This is a genomic window from Streptomyces durhamensis, from assembly GCF_000725475.1.
GTDB lineage: Bacteria > Actinomycetota > Actinomycetes > Streptomycetales > Streptomycetaceae > Streptomyces > Streptomyces filipinensis.
Map to the genome: position 1 here is coordinate 19,525 of NZ_JNXR01000008.1, position 15,523 is coordinate 35,047.

Below are 15,523 nucleotides of genomic sequence, written 5' to 3' on the forward strand. Positions count from 1 at the left end.
GGGATGTACCGGCCGGGGTGCGGTGGGGGGCTCAGCCCTCGCGCTTCTCGACGACGACCGACTCGATGACGACGTCCTTGGCCGGGCGGTCGTTGCGGCCGGTGGGCAGGCCGGCGATGGCGTCGACGACCTTCTGGCTGGCCGCGTCGGTGACCTCGCCGAAGATGGTGTGCTTGCGGTTCAGCCACGTCGTCGGGGCGACGGTGATGAAGAACTGCGAGCCGTTGGTGCCCGGGCCGGCGTTGGCCATGGCGAGCAGGTAGGGCTTGTTGAAGGACAGGTCGGGGTGGAACTCGTCCCCGAACTTGTAGCCGGGGCCGCCGATGCCGCTGCCCAGCGGGTCGCCGCCCTGGATCATGAAGCCGCTGATGACACGGTGGAAGATCGTGCCGTCGTAGAGCGGCGTCTTGCTCTTCTCACCGGTGCCGGGGTGCGTCCACTCGCGCTCGCCCTGGGCCAGTTCGACGAAGTTCTTGACCGTCTCGGGCGCGTGGTTCGGGAAAAGGTGGACCACGATGTCGCCGTGGTTCGTCTTCAGGGTGGCGTAAAGCTGCTCGGCCACGATCTGCCTTCCGTTGTCTTCCTGTGATTCCCCGATCCTCGCACGACCCGGCTCGTACGTCGTCCGACGGCCACGAGTTCCGCCCGGAAGGCAGCGCTGGGCGGTGATTCGTGGCAGGGTCGAGACAGGATCGGGTTGCCCGGTAATCACCTGGATCGAGCCGAAGGGAGCGATCGGCACCCATATGCCCGCCCTCGCATGCCGCGCGGACCGCGGACAGGCATGATCCGTAAAAGGGTGGAAAGTCGAAATACCGTACGCCACCGAGGAGGAGGAACCCGTGACCCGCATCGACAGCGTGCGCGCCGCGACCGGCTCGGCAAAGGACAGCGTGCTGCACGCCGCGGAAGTGGTGGCGCCCTATGCCGACACGGCCAAGGAGCGTGCCGCGCTCTACGCGCAGGAGGCACGCGTACGGCTGGCGCCCGTGGTCTCGCAGGCCGCCGAACAGGCCCGCGTGCAGTACGACGCCCGGCTCGCCCCGCGTCTGGAACAGGCTCTCGCGCATGTGCCGCCGAAGGTGGACCTGGCGGCGCAGGAGGCCGCCCTGCGCGCCCGTAAGGCGGCCCGGCACGCCGCCGAGTACTCGCGTCCCAAGATCGAGCAGGCCGTGGCCGCGGCCGGTCCGGTCCGCGACGAGGCGGCCGCGCGCGGCGCCGCCGCCCTGGCCGCGCTGCGCGGCCATGTCTCGGCGGAGGAGATCCAGAAGCTGGCCCGCAGGAACGAGCGCCGCTCCAGGGCCGGCCGGGCGGTGAAGGTGCTGGCGCTGCTGACCGTGCTGACCGGTGGTGCCTTCGCGGCCTGGAAGTGGTGGGACAAGCAGGCCAACCCCGACTGGCTGGTCGAACCGCCGGCCGCGACGGAGGTGCCCGAGTCGGGTGGCCGGCTCGGCTCGGTGGACGGCAGCGGCACCTCGGTCCTGGACCCCGAGGTCCAGGCGAAGCAGACGGAAGAGGAGGCGGCGGACCAGGACGACCAGTAGCGGACCGGCCCGTGCGCACCCAGGAGCAGCACAAGGCCCCTCCGGCCACCTCTCGGTGGCCGGAGGGGCCTTGTGGGTTTCGGACAGGCGACGCCGGCCTGTTCTCGGTCAGTGACCCCCGGAGGTCCGCGCGACCGCGTTCCAGCCGGTGTCCGACGCGACGGTGTGCGCGGCGGACCGGCTCGGCACCGCGCCGTGACCCGCCGCGCCGAACAGGGCGAGGGCGCAGGTCACCGCGGTGAGAACGGTCGTCAGAAGCTTCTTCATGGTTTCCCCTCCAGTGGTCGGTGCGCCGTGGCCCGCCGGTGCGGAGCGGCCGGGTGCGGCGACAGACGTCACTTTGCTGCCGAGGGCGACTGGAATCCATCGTTTACCGGTGGCTTAAAGTTGCCTGACCACAAGGGCACATGACTATTTACGGACAGATGGAACAGAACGATCCCGGTGAACTGGAAGCGTTCACCCTCGACGAGACCTCTGCTCGCGTGTATCAGCAGACGCTGGTTCTGGGCTCGTTCGACGAGGACGCGCTCATCGACCAGTGCGCGCTGCGCCGAGACCAGCTGGTCTCGGCGCGCGACACGCTGGTCCGGCTCCGGCTGCTGCATGCCGACACCGCGGACCCGGCGCGCCTTCGTCCCTCGAATCCGCAGGTCGCCGCGGCCCAGCTGACCGGGCCCGCGGAAGCGATGGTGCAGCGCCAGCAGCAGCTGATCTCCCAGTTGCGCAACCAGCTGGTGTCCCTGATGCCCTTGTATCTGGAGGGGCGGCGTGCCCAGGGGACGGAGTCGGTGATCGACGTCGTCAGCGATCCCTCCGACATCGGGCGGATGCTGGACGCGGCGGCCCGGGACTGCCGCGAGGACCTGGTCACCGTGCAGCCCGGCGGTGCCCGGCCGGCGGAGACGCTCGCCGAGGCGCTGCCCCGGGATCTCGCGATCCTGGGCAGCGGGGTGCACATGCGGGTGCTCTACCAGCATCCGGCGCGGGCCAATCTGCACACCCGGTCGTACGTGCGTGCCATCAGCGAGGCCGGGGCCGAGGTGCGTACCGTCGACGAGATCTCGCAGCGTCTGCTGATCTTCGATCGCAAGGTCGCCTTCGTGCCGGGGCCGCGTCAGGCGGAGGGGGTGCCCCCGGCGGCCATCGTGCGCGAGCCGAACCTCGTGGCGTTCCTCTACGGCGTCTTCGAGCAGATGTGGAGCGGCGCCACTCCCTTCGAGGTCGAGGCGGAGGGGTACGACGGCGTGTCCGACCAGCTGCGGCTGTCCATCCTGCGGCTGATGGCCACCGGCGCGAAGGACGAGGTGGTGGCCCGGAAGCTGGGGATGTCGCTGCGGACCTGCCGCCGGCACATCAGCAACATCATGCGGGACATGGGGGCCGAGAGCCGGTTCCAGGCCGGTGCCCTCGCGATGCGCTCGCGCTTCCTCGGCGACGGCGACGACCGGGACGCGTTCGACCTCTGAGCCGGGCTACAGCCGTGCCAGGACCGCCTTCGCCACGTCCGCGGCACCGTCCAGTGCCCCGAGCAGCCGCCTGACCCGGTCCTGCGGCAGGGGCTCGGTGCGCTCCAGGAGCAGCGCGTCGAAGGCGTCGGGGTCCGGGGTCCGCCCGGAGGCATAGGCCTCCGCGACGGTGTTGCGGACGATCTGGGAGCCGACGCGTTCGGGCACGTCGTGCCCGGCGAGCCAGTCCAGCGCCTCCGAGTCCCAGTTCAGCCCCGGGATCCCGGTCTCGGCGAAGGCGCGGGCGATGCGCACCTGCGAATAGTTCTGCGGGGGCAGGAAGGCGAGCGGGACTCCGGTGGAGAGCAGCTCGATGATCGTGGTGAGGCCGGGCGAGGCGAGGGTCCGGCCGGAGGCCGCGGTGGCGGCCAGGAAGTCGCGTTGCGCGCCGGAACCGATGCGCAGGGGCGCGGCAAGACCGCCGGCCCAGGCGATCGCCTCGGTGTTGCCGAAGACCTCCACCTGCCGTGCCTGCCCGGGCCTGCGCCGGGCGAAGTCGCGGAGCGCGTCGATGACCAGGCGGGCGTACCAGGCGTTTCCGGCCGCGACGCTGACCTCGAAGTTCTCCACCCCGGCGATGGAGACCACCGCGGTGTCCGGGACCGGACCGGCCGGCGGGCGGGCGGACCGCGCCGGGGCGGGGGGCGCGTCGGCGATGGCGCCGACCGGTATCGCCTCGCGCATGGGGGCGATGTTGCGTTCCGGTACCGGCAGGACGGGCAGGTCCTGGTAGAGGTAGCAGTCGCAGAAGTCGCCGACGGGCAGGGGCTCGTCCCACAGCCAGGCGAGGGAGTCCACGAAGACGACCCGTTCGCCGCGGGCCGCGGCGGTGGCGGCGGCCGCCCGGTTCATGACGCAGACGACGAGGTCGGCCCGGTCCTTCGGGGCACTGTCGTGGACGGCGTCGAACAGGCCGGGTTCGGCCGTGGCGGCGAAGTGCGCCGGGGCGGTCAGTTCCAGGTGGAGGCCGCCGGGTGCGGCGGCGCGGATCGCCCGGGCGATGTGCAGTGCCTTGCCGACCGGGCCGAAGCCGTAGGCCACGGGGGCGATGCGCACGCGGGGGCCGGGGCGTCGCGGCGACGCGGTCATGCCGTCCTCCTCAGCGCCGCCAGGCGCCCGGCGAGGGCCGTGGGGGACTCCACCGCCTCCGTGAGGTCCATGAGCTGGACGGGGAAGGCGTCCGGCAGTCCTCTGAGGAACGGGCTGTAGCGGTCGATCCGCGCCGTCTCGACGAGGAGGACGGCCGGGGTGCCGAGGGCGGTGGCCCAGCCGACCTCGACCCCGGTCCCGAGGGACGGCACGAGGGTGCCCTGCGGGTCGAGCGGGAGCAGCGGCACGTAGATGTCGCACTGGCGCAGCCAGCCGAAGTCCCGTCCCACGATGCCCTGCTGCGCCCCGGGCGGCAGCGGCGCGAACCCTTCCTCCTGGTGGGCGCTGATGACGCGGGCGCCGGCGGCCGTCAGATGGCCCACGACGCTGTCCACGCGGTGGCGCAGCACGGGATCGAAGGTGCCGTCGGTGAAGCCGGCCTTGATCGGGCCGCCGACGAAGACCGTCAGGGACGCGAGCGGCCGTGCGGGGCCGGCGGGGTGTGCCGGGGCGAGTACGGTCATGTCAGTTCTCCGTTGCCTGGGCCACGAGGACGGGTTCGCCGACGGGGGTCTCGGGCGCGGACGCCGTGGCCGGCTCGTCCGCGCCGTCGCGCAGGGTGCGCACCTGACGCACGCAGAGCTGACCGGTCACCCCCAGGGCCACCCATGCCGCACCGAACACCAGAAGAGCCTCCGTTCCGAACATGGCCGTCAGGGGGGCGGCCAGCAGATAGCCGACCGGCGTCAGTCCGCTGGTCAGGGTGAAGTCCCAGGCGCTGACCCGGCCGCGGGCCTCGTCGGGGACATGGCGTTGCAGCAGGGTGGACCACACCGTGCCGAAGAAGCCGACGGCGCAGCCCTTGACGAGTTCGGCCGCCGCGATCGCCGCGGTCCAGTCGGTCAGGCCGAGCAGAAGGGGCGGCAGCACGCCCGTGTACATGATCGCGGTGCACACCAGCATCGGCCGGCGGGGCCGGTACCGGGCGGCGATCACCGGGCCGAGCAGGGTGCCCACGAGGAACGCGGTGCTGATGGCGGCCCACGCCGGAGCGCCGCCGAGGCGGTCCTGTGCGACGACCGGGCCGAGCAGGAAGAACGGGGCGACGGCCAGCGGGAGTTCGAGCGCGGAGCGCAGCAGCTCCGCGAGCAGCCAGCGCCGGGAGCGCACTTCCTGCCAGCCGCCGCGCAGGTCGCGCAGCATCGAGCCGCGCCCCGCGCCGGAGTCCGGCCGCGAGCGGACGGTCATGCGCAGCACACAGGCGGCGCTGAGGAAGAACGAGACGCCGTCCAGGGCGACGACCACGCCGGCGTCGAGCAGGGCCACGATGATGCCGGCGAGCGGGGCACCCGCGAGGTAGCAGGCGTTGCGTACGGTGCCCATGAGGGAGTTGGCCGCCTGGAGGTCGCCGTCGCCGACGGTCTGCGGCACCAACGCGGACACCGAGGGCACGAACACCGACCGGAAGACGCCGTACAGGACGTTCAGCAGGACCAGTTCCCACAGGGTGGCGTGTCCGGTGAGCAGGAACACGGCGAGCAGTGCCTGGCACAGGCCGCGGGCCAGGTCGGAGACGGCGAGCAGGCGCCGGCGCTCGAACCGGTCGGCCCACACCCCGCCCAGCAGGCTCAGCGCCACGGTCGGGATGGTGCCGGCGGCGAGGACGAGCCCGAGGTCGGCGGCCGAGCCGCCGGCTTCCAGCACCACGAAGACCAGCGCGACGGGCTGCAGTCCGTCGCCCACGGAGGTGATCGTGTAGGCGGAGAACAGCCGCCGGAAGTCCCGTAGTCTCCACAGGGTCCTGATCACGCCACGGCCTCCTGGAGCAGATCGGTCACCCGGTCCGCGGCCAGCGGCAGGAGGTCGTGCAGGCACCGCCGCAGGGCCGTCTGCTCGCCGGCGGCGAGGTCCGTGAGGGGCAGGCCGTCGGAGCACAGCGCGCCGAGCGGGTCGCCGACGACGGTGCGCCGGTCGGTGCGCAGCACGGTGGTGGTGCCGTCGGGGGTCCACAGGGCCAGGCAGTGCACCACGGTGACCGCGGAGCCGGGCGTCAGCCGGGCCACCTGACGCGCGGGGTCGCCGGCGGCGAGCCAGCGCCGGGTGAGCGCGCCGGGTGCGCCGTCCAGACAGCTGAACTCGTAGCCGCAGTCGTGGGCCAGGGCGAACGGCAGGCCGTGGCGCAGACCGACGGCGGTGGCCTTGGCCACGGCCGCACTGCGGTATCCGGGCTCGGCGCGTTCCTCGGCATCGCCGGGGTCGTGGCCCGTGACGCGCCAGCCGGGACCCGCCAGGGACTGGATCCTGGCCACCTTGGTGGCGTTCCCGGACGCGAACGGCAGCTCGGGGGCGGGACCGCTGGTCACAGCGTCCTCCCCAGCACGAAGGAGTCCACCCCGGCCTTGTACGCCTCCCGCAGCTGTGCCTCCAGGTGGAAGCCGTGCGCGGTGAGCCGCTCCACGGTGTCGCGCTCCAGCTCGGGGACGATCGCGTACAGCCGGTGCCGGCCCATCTGCCGGGCCGCGTGCACGGCGTGCTCGACGAGTTCCAGGAGGGCGCCCTGGTGGTCCGCGACCAGCGGGGAGATCTTCGCCGCCCCGCCCCGCTTGGGCACCAGGACGGCCGCGCCGCACAGCGCGCCGTCCGGCTGCCGGGCCACGAGCAGGCGTTTGCCCTTGCAGGCGTAGGTCTGCCGGTCCTCGGCCAGGGCGTCGAGGATCGAGTGCACGAAGGTGCCGTCGATGCCCGCGAACCCCTCCCGCATCCGGGGGGTCAGATAGGCCTCCAGCTCCTGAGCACCGGGCGGGGTCTCGCTGACCTCCACGCCGCCCGCGGGCGCCGGGGCCAGCCGCCGCGCGTACGGCAGGTCGCTCAGCCGTCCGCCGCGTACGACCTTGCCGAGGACCAGCTCGGACGAACCCTTGCGGTACTGGCCGGCCAGCACGCCCTCGACCTGGTAGCCCAGTCCGAGGTTGAACAGCAGGGTCCGGGTGTTGCCCGAGGTCACGGTGAGGTAGAGCTTGCGGATGTGCTGGTCGTCGAGGATGCGGTCCTCCACCAGCCGCCGGAAGGCGGTGCCGAGGCCGGTGCGCCGGAGCTCCGGAAGGACCACCGTGGGGCCCATCTTCACCGCGCCGCCCCGCTTGTAGGAGGCGACGGTGAAGGCCTGGGTGCGTCCGTCCACACGGCCGACGAACAGCCGCTTGGTCCGGGTGAAGTAGCCGTGGCGGTCGGTTCCGGCCGTCGCGGTGTCCACGATCGAGTCGGGGAAGGAGGCGTCGACCTCGTCGTAGTGGGTCGGCAGCGAGTCGAGCAGCAGCGAGCGGAAGAGCTCCGCCTCATCGGGCCGTATCCGCTCGCTGATCGTCAACTGGCCCTGAACCGAGGTGGTTTCGTACGGTGCGGTCGTCACGTGTTCCCCTCCCTGAAGATCTTCGCCGCGCCTTCGGCGACGGCTCGCGTCCTGGCTTCGCCGGGCGCGGGGCGGATACCGAGGACCGGGCCGAGTGCGTCGGCGTCCTCGGCGATACGGCGTTCCCGCTCGCCCCAGACCCCCAGCGCGCCCAACTCGGCGGCGACCCAGGGGAACTGGGAGAGCGTGTGGTACGACCAGGCCGGGCAGCCCTCGGCCACGAGGGCGTCCAGCAGGCGTTCCTCGTGCGCGGTCCACTGCGGGCCGGGCCGGAACAGCACGTCGTAGAAGTTCTGCGTGCTGTCCGCTGGTTCGGGCACGGGGCTCAGGTCCAGCGCCGCCAGGTGCCCGGCCAGGTCGCGTCCCGCCGTGCGGCGGCGCTCCCAGGCCTGCGGGGCCACCCGGGCCGCCGCGAGTCCGGCCGCGGCCTCCACCTCGGTGGTCATGAAGTTGTAGCCGGGTTCCGCGGGCATCGGGTTGAGCGGGGTGCCGGGGTGGACGCTGCGGTGCTCCTTGCCGTAGTGCGCGAGGCGGCGCAGCCGGTCGGCGAGCTGCCGGTCGTCCGTGGTGACCATCCCGGCCACGCCGGCGGTGTGCACCTCGTTGTGCGAGGTGGTGAACGACCAGCAGGCGCCGAGGCCGTCCGTGCCGACCTGCCTGCCCCGCAGCAGCGTGGCCTGGGCGTCGGCGGTGTCCTCCACCACGGTGAGGTCCGGCCGCTCGGCGAGGATGCGCGGCACGTCGAGGGCGCGCCCGGTGGCGTGCACGGCGACCAGGACCGCGCCCCGGGGGACCTCGGCCACCGCCCGGTCCACGTCGGTCATCAGGGTCTGCGCGTCGACCGCCATCAGGAACGGTACGGCTCCCATGGACAGCACGCAGCTGAGGACCGAGTGGAAGGTGAAGTCCGGTACGGCGACGACGCTGCCGCGCCGGACCCCCGCCGCGTGCAGCAGGAGCTGCAGCGCCGCGGTGCCCGAGGAGCACATCACCCCGTGCCGGGCTCCGACCAGTTCGGCGAAGGCGGCCTCGAAGGCCTTCTGGCGGGGCCCGCCGTACCAGACGAAGGCCCGGTCCTCCCGCATGATCCGGCCGATGTCGTCGGCCAGCGCGTCCCGGTCCAGCAGCGGCGGGGCCGGCGTCGCGGTGACGGCGCGGGGTCCGCCGTTGACGGCCAGCGCCGGGTCGGCGAGCGCGGCCTCGGGGGTGCGCGCCCGGGGGGTGGCGGTCAGTTGCACGGCGCGCACCCCGTCCCGGCGGCCAGGCGCTCCACGCCGCGGCTGTAGGGGCCGAAGAAGAGGGCGTGCAGCGGCAGCGGGATGTCGAGCAGCTCGGCGAGCCGGACCACCTTCTCCTGCTGCGGGCGGTAGTAGTCCTCGATGACGTTGAAGACCGCGGTGGTCTCGCCCCGCTGGAAGCGCTCGGTGAGCACCTCCGTGTAGGCGTCGAGGAAGGGGGTGCGGCCGGGCTCGTCGACCACCTTGGTCCACGGGTCGTCGTACATCCGCTCGAACCCGGTGCGCAGCTGCTCACGCGTGAGGGGGTCCGGGGCGGCGTCGTACGCCGCCGCCATGCGTCCGTGCAGGTCGTCCCGCTCGGCGCCGGTCTCCTGCCAGAACACGTCGGTCAGCTGCCGGCGGGCCGCGCGGTACATGACGAGTCCGACCTCGAAGAGGACGCAGCCGTTGCGCATCTCGCCGTGCAGGTCCTCGATCAGCTCCAGGCGCAGGTCCGGTGCCTCCAGGTAGAGGTTGCCGCCCACCTGGTTCAGCCGGTAGCCCTGGCCGTCCCGCTGGAGCGCGCGCCGCAGCACGTCGTGCGCGACGGCGCGGGGCAGCGGGCTGGACTCCAGGATGAGGTCGTCCACGGGGATGTTCCGCTCGGCGAACAGCTCTCGGTAGCGGCCGAAGGCGAAGCGGTTGAGGACGTGGTCGTCGTCGACCATCGCGGCCACGTCGACGGACAGCGGCGTGGCGGCGCGCTCGGCCGCGTCGCCGAGCAGCTCGACGAACCGGGCGCCGAGGTCGAGGCCGCGCAGCTGCGCGGGCCCCATCTCACGGTCGGCGTGCACATGGCCGCACTCGATGGACAGGTGCAGGCCGCTCGCGCCGTCGAGGAGCGAGCCGGCGAACTCCCGCAGCGTGTCGTCGTAGTCGCGCGAGGTGGGCTGGGCCAGGCGGGTCAGCGCCCCGCTCTTGCCCAGGGCGTACGGGGCGTCGCCGCACAGCCGGCCCAGGCTGGAGCCGAGGTCGACGCGGCCGGTGCGGCCGGGCCGGTTCAGCTCGTCGGCGAGGTTCGCCAGCGCACCGATGCCGGGCTCGGTGGTCAGCAGCAGCCAGGCGCCTTCCGGCATCGTGACCGTGGCGTGCGCCAGCCGGGTCCGGTCCTGCCCCAGCGACTGCGCCTGCAGGGTGCCCTGGTCGACCACCCGCTGCCGGAATCCGTCCCGGGTCAGGACGGCCCACGAGCCGCTGCCGGCCGCCCAGATGTCGGCGAGCACCTCGCCGTCCTCGGTCAGATGGAGCGTCGAGGCGATCACGGACGCCGGGGCGGCGCCCTCGACGAAGGCGGCGTAGTCCAGCAGCCCCAGCGACACCGGCATGGGGTGGCGCACCAGGTTGCGCTCCAGCGCGGCCAGGACGTCGGCCGCCTGCGCGCTGTCGGCGCCGGCGGCACAGGCGACCGCTACCGGGTACTGGCTGCGCTCCAGGCGGGCGCCGTCACCGCTGGCCGAGACGAGCTTCTGCTCCACGGAGGACAGGTCCTGCCAGTGCAGCGGGCGCGCCCCGCGCATCATGAGCCGTTCCTGGAGCAGGACGAGCAGGCGCTCGGCGGCGCCCAGCGTGCCGCCGTGCAGCAGGTCCCGCCGGGCCTTGATGGTGATCCGGCCCTCGCGCAGCGACTCCAGGTCCATGATCCGGTCGAAGTGCAGCACCTCCTGGCGGATCTCCGCGCGTGCCGCCTTCTCGGCCTCGTCGGCGCTCAGGTCCTCCGGCAGACGGCCGAACTCCAGGATCGCGTCGAGGCAGTCGAGGAGCCGCTCCTCGTCCGGGTCCGCGGCGAGGACCTCCTCGATCAGCGCGGCTCCGCGGCCCGGGGCGGTGATCTCGGCGGCCACGTGGAGGCGCTTGAGCAGGTCCCTCGCGTGTTCCTCGACCGTCTCCGCGGGAAGGTCGGCGAGGACGCCGGCGTCGACGGGGGTGAAGTTGCCGAGCAGCGCCGACACCGCGGCGGCTGAGAGAGCGGCGCGGGGGGCGGCCGTCATGACGGACATTGCGTGTCTCCTTTGAACCGGGAATGAGTCGTGAACCGGGGAAGGGGCCGGGTGGGCCGGGTCCGGGCCGGGTGACCGGGCCGGGTGGGCCGGTCGGTGGGCGTCAGTAGGCCCAGGCGGGCACGTCGGAGCCGGCCGCCACGACATCGCTGTAGCGGGCGGACGCCGCGTTGCAGCCGGTGCACGAGGCGGGGCCGTGCGCCGCGAAGTGCTGCTGCATCTCGCGCAGTCGCGGTGTACCGAGGTCGACGACGCCGCCGGTACGGAACCGTGCGCTGTTGCTGCCGCCGTCCGTGCGGTGCGGAAGGCACGCGCACACGAAGGCGCTGCCGTCCTTGGCGTCCAGATAGACGACGTCCTCGGCGGCGAAGCAGCGGTCCTGGGAGACCCGGGGCGTCACGCCCTGCACGAAGTAGCGGTGCTGCTCCTCGGCGGTCTCCCCGTACCACCGCTTTCCCATGGGCCGCAGCCGCTCGTCGGCGTAGATGCGCTCCCCGACGCGGCGTACGTCGTCCTCGTCGGGATAGGTGGGCATCTGGGACAGCTTGAGCGCGGACAGGTCCCACTGGTCGACGCCCAGGTCGGCCAGGAACTCCTGCAATGCGGGCATCTCGCGGTAGTTGTGCGGCCCGACCACGCTGTTGACGCGGCACATGATTCCCAGGGACTTGGCCAGCTTCAGGCCCTCCACGGCCCGGTCGAAGCAGTTCCTGGCGTCCCGGAAGAGGTCGTGGCTCTTCGCGTCCATGCCGTCGATGCTGACGACGACCAGCGACAGGCCGGCCTCGGCGAGCGCGTCGGCCATCCGGGGCAGCAGCATGCCGTTGGTGATGAGGCTGACCTGCAGGCCGGCCTCGGCGGCGGTGCGCACCATGGGCAGGATCTCCCGGTGCATCAGCGGCTCGCCACCGGTGAAGCGAAGGTAGCGGACCCCCTCTTCGAGAGCCTTCGGAACCAGCTCGGAAAGGTCCTCGTTCGTGAACCGGTAGGTATCCCGGGAGTGGGCGAAATCGCACATGAAACAGCCCGCGTTACAGGCCTCCAGTATGCGGATGAACAGGTATCTGGGTCGTTCGGGAAGCGTCGTCATTACGAACTGTCCTGTGGATTCGGCTGGGAATGCCTGAACGCTAGGCGAGTCCTTTCCCGCAGTGCCATATCCACACGGTGGCCAGTAGTTGCCTGACCGCATGGACACTGCGCAGGAGTGGCCAGGTCATTTGTTGCCACCGGCCGGCTCTGGACCGGCGGGCACGGGCTCTCGTAGCGTCTGGGACATCGCCGGAAACGCCGGTGGCAGCGAGAAGTCAGGAGCGTGACATGACCAAGATGAACACCTGAGAAAACCCGGATACGACCACCCGGGAAACGGCGGCAGAGAAAGGAGATGAAGCGCCATGACCAAGATGAACAGCTGAGGACTCACCGTCCCGACATCGCTTCCGCGGAAGCGACATTTTTCGCCGGTCCCGCCGCGCATCAGCGGCGGGACCAGCGGTGCTCCGGCCCCCTTTTCACCGCTCTTGCCCACGTCATCGAGGTAATTCCCATGCGTGTCGTCCCTGATCTGCTCGCCCGGCGTACCGCGGCCGCCCCGGACCGGACCGCGCTCGTCACGCCGGACGGCGAAACGCTCACCTACGCCGACTGGTACGACCGCACACTGCGCGCGGCCGACGCCCTGCTGACCCGCGGCCTGACCCCGGGCCGGCGCGTCGCCCTGGTGATCAGGGACCGGGACATCCTCGACTTCGCCGTCGCCTACCTGGCCGTCCAGCTGGCCGGCGGGGTCCCGGTGATCGCGTCCGCGCGCTGGTCCGCCCATGAACTCGCCGGCCTGCTGCGGGAGGCGCACGCCACCGGCGCGATCACCTCGGCCGGACTGCCCCGGCCGGAACTGCCGGACGCCTGGCACTGCACCACGCCGGAGCTGATCGCCCAGGGCCGCCGCACCGAACTGCGGGACGCGGCCGGACCCGACGACCTGGCCCAGATCCTGTTCACCTCCGCGACGACGGGCCGCGCCAAAGCGGTCGCCGCGACCCACCGCAATCTGGTGGACGCCTTCCGGGACCGGGTCGTGGACGACCCGGCGGAGCTGGCGCGGGGCGAGGTGTTCGTGCACGCGCTGCCCCTCGGCACCAACGCGGCCCAGTCGATGCTCCTGACCTGCCTCACCGAACCCGACGTCACGGTGGTCCTCGACGGTTTCGAACCGGAGGCCTTCTGCACGGCCGTACGCACCCACCGGGCCACCGGGACCCTGATGGTGCCGGCCATGGCCCACGCCCTGCTGTCCTTCACCGGCCCGCACAGCGACGACCTGGCGTCCCTGCGGGTCCTCGGGCTGACCGGTGCGGCCACCCCGCCCCCGACCCTGGCCCGGCTGGCCGCGCTGTGCCCCCAGGCCACGATCAAGAACTTCTACACCTCGACCGAGGCCTGGCCGGTCGGCGTCAACACCGAGTACGACCCGGCGCGCCCGCACTCCGTGGGCCGGCCGGGCGACGCGGACACCCTGCTCGTCCGGCTGCCGGACGGGACCGCGGCGGCCACGGGACAGACCGGCGAGGTCATGCTGCGCGGAGGCGCCGGGGCCGGCCGCGGCTACCTGGGGCAGGGCGACGGCTTCGCCGAGGACGACGGCTGGGTGCACACCGGAGACCTCGGCCGCCTGGACGAGGAGGGGTATCTGTACCTCGTCGACCGCTCCTCCAGGATCATCAGCTCCGGGGGCTTCAAGATCGCCCCGCAGGAGGTGGAGGAGGTCCTGCTGCGGCACCCCGCGCTCGCCGACGCGGCGGTGTTCGGCATCCCCCACCCGGTGCTCGGCGCGCTGCTCGTCGCCGCCGTCGTCCCCGACCCGGCGGCGGGCTTCACGGCACCCCCCGGCGAGCGGGAGCTGCGCGACCACGTGGCCGCCTGGCTGTCCCCGGTGAAGGTGCCGCACCGGTTCCTCACCTTCGACCGGCTGCCGCTGACCGCGGGCGACAAGGTCGACGTCCGGGCGCTGCGGGCCCGCTACGAGGCGCTGCGTCCGCTGTACGAGCCCCCGGTGGGCCCCACGGAGCAGGCCGTCTGCGCGGTCTGGCAGCAGGTGCTGCCGGTCGACCGGGTCGGACGCAAGGACGACTTCTTCGAGATCGGCGGCGACTCGATCACCGCCGTCCGCGCCACCGCCCTGCTCGCGGAGCGCCTCGGGGTGGAGCTCGCCCTGTCGGCCCTCTACGACAGCCGTACGCCCGAGGCGCTGGCCGTCGCCGCCGTCGAGGCCGCCGGCCGGACGCCGCACCCCGGGGACGCCCCGGCCGCGGAGCCGGACGGGGCGGACCTGCCCTGCTCGCCGCTTCAGACCAAGGTCTGGGAGGTCGCCGGGATCACCGGCGCGGGCGGACGCATCTCGCCGCCCGCGGCCAACGTCCACCACTCGGTGCTCCTGGACGGTCCCCTCGACCCGGCCCGGCTCCAGGCCGCCGTACACCGCCTGTGCGACCGGCACGCGATCCTGCGCACCGTGTTCGCCGAGCGCGACGGCCGGGTGCGGCAGCAGGTCACCGGCACCGCGCGGCTGACCCTGCGCACGACCGCGCTGCCGCAGGCCGCGGACGCCCGCCACCCGGCGCTGGCCGCGGCCGTGGCCGAGGCGGACGCCACCGCCTTCGAGCTGACCGCCGGCCCCACCGCCCTGCTCGCCGTGTTCCTCCTCGGCGACGGAACCGCCCTGCTGCGCTGGGTGTTCAGCGCGAGCGTCGCCGACGGATGGACCACCGGCCTGCTGACCCGGGACCTGGCCGAGCTCTACCGGGACCCCGACCGGGACCCCGTGCCCGCGCCGTCCTTCGGCGCCCACATCACCGCGTGGGAGCGGCTGCTCGCCTCGCCCGAGGGCGAGCGGCGCCGCACCCACTGGTCGCGGTCGCTCGCCGACGCCGTCGCGCTGCCCGCCTTCCCCGGCGGCCGCACCGACGCGCCCCTGCTCATGGACCGCAGCAGCGCGTTCGAACTGGAGCCGTCCCGGGTCAACGAGGTCAAGGCGCTGGCCCGTTTCCTGGGAGCCACGCCGTACGCCGTCTGGGTCGCCGCCTACGCGGTGGTCCTCACCGCCTGGACGCCGGCCGCCCCCGTCTCGTTCTTCGTGCCGGTCCTCGGCCGCCCGTGGAACGGATCCGACGAGGTGGCGGGGCCCTGCGCGGCACAGAGCGCGCTCCGGTTCACGCCGGGGGCCGACGACTCGGTCGAGGACCTCGTCGGGAACGTGCGCGACCGCCTGGTCGAGATGCAGCACAACCTGCTGCCGACCCTGCGCGGCGCGGCCGGTGTGGAGATCGACCAGCTCGGCACGATGCAGTTCGTCAGCCTGGCCGAGGACGTGTCGGACCCCGACTTCGGGGACCGGCGGGTGCTTCCGGCCCCGGACGGGTCCCGGCCCGGCGGGGAGCTGCCGGAGGACGGCTGGCCCGGCTGCGCGCTCGCCGCGCACCTGGGCCGGCGGACCGACGCCGACGGCCGCGAGAGCCACCTGTTCGACCTGTGCCACGACAGCCGGGTCCTGCCCGACGGCCCCGCGTTCCTGCGCGCGCTCGACGCGGTCCTGGCCTTCGTCACCCGCTCCCCGCTCGGCAAGCTGTCCGAGGCCCGGGCGGCGGCCGTCGACGCCTGGCACCCCGCCGGCGTCTGACCCCCTGCCCCCGCACCAACC

General features: G+C 73.0%; 13 protein-coding genes. 3 read left to right on the forward strand and 10 right to left on the reverse strand.

Features of this window, described 5'->3' with window-relative positions; genetic code table 11:
* Positions 1-31: 31 nt before the first annotated feature.
* The gene (locus IO33_RS0113650; protein ID WP_031164272.1) at positions 32-562 is read right to left on the reverse strand and encodes a peptidylprolyl isomerase; all 531 of its coding nucleotides are present in this window, start codon (positions 560-562) and stop codon (positions 32-34) included.
* A gap of 280 nt (positions 563-842) precedes the next feature.
* On the opposite strand from IO33_RS0113650, the gene IO33_RS0113655 reads away from it, so the two are divergent.
* Positions 843-1,544: a DUF5324 family protein gene (locus IO33_RS0113655; RefSeq protein WP_031164274.1), complete on the forward strand. Its 702-nt coding sequence runs from the start codon at positions 843-845 to the stop codon at positions 1,542-1,544.
* Positions 1,545-1,652: 108 nt separating this feature from the next.
* On the opposite strand, the gene IO33_RS50385 is transcribed toward IO33_RS0113655, so the two are convergent.
* Positions 1,653-1,811, reverse strand: a complete 159-nt coding sequence (locus IO33_RS50385) for a hypothetical protein (protein ID WP_157857848.1) — start codon at positions 1,809-1,811, stop codon at positions 1,653-1,655.
* A gap of 158 nt (positions 1,812-1,969) precedes the next feature.
* Here IO33_RS50385 and IO33_RS0113665 point away from each other — a divergent pair, with 158 nt between their 5' ends.
* Positions 1,970-3,013, forward strand: coding sequence for a helix-turn-helix domain-containing protein (locus IO33_RS0113665; RefSeq protein WP_051926689.1), 1,044 nt, complete (start codon positions 1,970-1,972; stop codon positions 3,011-3,013).
* Positions 3,014-3,019: 6 nt separating this feature from the next.
* On the opposite strand, the gene IO33_RS0113670 is transcribed toward IO33_RS0113665, so the two are convergent.
* The 8 genes from IO33_RS0113670 to blsE form a co-directional block, all read right to left on the reverse strand.
* A complete protein-coding gene (locus IO33_RS0113670) occupies positions 3,020-4,141 on the reverse strand; it encodes a hypothetical protein (protein ID WP_031164276.1) in 1,122 nt (373 codons plus the stop codon).
* The gene (locus tag IO33_RS0113675; RefSeq protein WP_051926692.1) at positions 4,138-4,665 is read right to left on the reverse strand and encodes a nucleoside 2-deoxyribosyltransferase; all 528 of its coding nucleotides are present in this window, start codon (positions 4,663-4,665) and stop codon (positions 4,138-4,140) included. The genes IO33_RS0113670 and IO33_RS0113675 overlap by 4 nt, the downstream gene beginning before the upstream one ends.
* A gap of 1 nt (position 4,666) precedes the next feature.
* The gene (locus tag IO33_RS0113680; protein WP_051926694.1) at positions 4,667-5,950 is read right to left on the reverse strand and encodes an MFS transporter; all 1,284 of its coding nucleotides are present in this window, start codon (positions 5,948-5,950) and stop codon (positions 4,667-4,669) included.
* A complete protein-coding gene (locus IO33_RS45915) occupies positions 5,947-6,504 on the reverse strand; it encodes a non-canonical purine NTP pyrophosphatase (RefSeq protein ID WP_051926696.1) in 558 nt (185 codons plus the stop codon). The genes IO33_RS0113680 and IO33_RS45915 overlap by 4 nt, the downstream gene beginning before the upstream one ends.
* Entirely contained in the window at positions 6,501-7,550 is a 1,050-nt protein-coding gene (locus IO33_RS49330) for a GNAT family N-acetyltransferase (protein ID WP_031164284.1), read from the reverse strand. The genes IO33_RS45915 and IO33_RS49330 overlap by 4 nt, the downstream gene beginning before the upstream one ends.
* Complete coding sequence (locus tag IO33_RS45920; RefSeq protein WP_157857849.1) at positions 7,547-8,788, reverse strand: aminotransferase class I/II-fold pyridoxal phosphate-dependent enzyme; 1,242 nt, start codon at positions 8,786-8,788, stop codon at positions 7,547-7,549. The genes IO33_RS49330 and IO33_RS45920 overlap by 4 nt, the downstream gene beginning before the upstream one ends.
* A complete protein-coding gene (locus IO33_RS0113700) occupies positions 8,779-10,824 on the reverse strand; it encodes a hypothetical protein (protein WP_031164288.1) in 2,046 nt (681 codons plus the stop codon). Before IO33_RS0113700 ends, IO33_RS45920 begins: the two co-directional genes overlap by 10 nt.
* Positions 10,825-10,927: 103 nt before the next feature.
* Positions 10,928-11,914: a cytosylglucuronate decarboxylase gene (blsE, locus tag IO33_RS0113705; protein WP_031164290.1), complete on the reverse strand. Its 987-nt coding sequence runs from the start codon at positions 11,912-11,914 to the stop codon at positions 10,928-10,930.
* 459 nt (positions 11,915-12,373) lie between these two features.
* Between blsE and IO33_RS45925 the strand changes: the two genes are divergently transcribed.
* Complete coding sequence (locus IO33_RS45925) at positions 12,374-15,502, forward strand: class I adenylate-forming enzyme family protein (protein WP_051926700.1); 3,129 nt, start codon at positions 12,374-12,376, stop codon at positions 15,500-15,502.
* The last annotated feature ends 21 nt before the right edge of the window (positions 15,503-15,523 follow it).

Excerpts from the sequence above, each read along its gene's own strand:
- IO33_RS50385 (WP_157857848.1), bottom strand. The coding sequence starts at position 1,811 with ATGAAGAAGCTTCTGACGACCGTTCTCACCGCGGTGACCTGCGCCCTC.
- IO33_RS0113665 (WP_051926689.1), top strand. The coding sequence starts at position 1,970 with ATGGAACAGAACGATCCCGGTGAACTGGAAGCGTTCACCCTCGACGAG.
- IO33_RS0113670 (WP_031164276.1), bottom strand. The coding sequence starts at position 4,141 with ATGACCGCGTCGCCGCGACGCCCCGGCCCCCGCGTGCGCATCGCCCCC.
- IO33_RS0113675 (WP_051926692.1), bottom strand. The coding sequence starts at position 4,665 with ATGACCGTACTCGCCCCGGCACACCCCGCCGGCCCCGCACGGCCGCTC.
- IO33_RS0113700 (WP_031164288.1), bottom strand. The coding sequence starts at position 10,824 with ATGTCCGTCATGACGGCCGCCCCCCGCGCCGCTCTCTCAGCCGCCGCG.
- blsE (WP_031164290.1), bottom strand. The coding sequence starts at position 11,914 with ATGACGACGCTTCCCGAACGACCCAGATACCTGTTCATCCGCATACTG.
- IO33_RS45925 (WP_051926700.1), top strand. The coding sequence starts at position 12,374 with ATGCGTGTCGTCCCTGATCTGCTCGCCCGGCGTACCGCGGCCGCCCCG.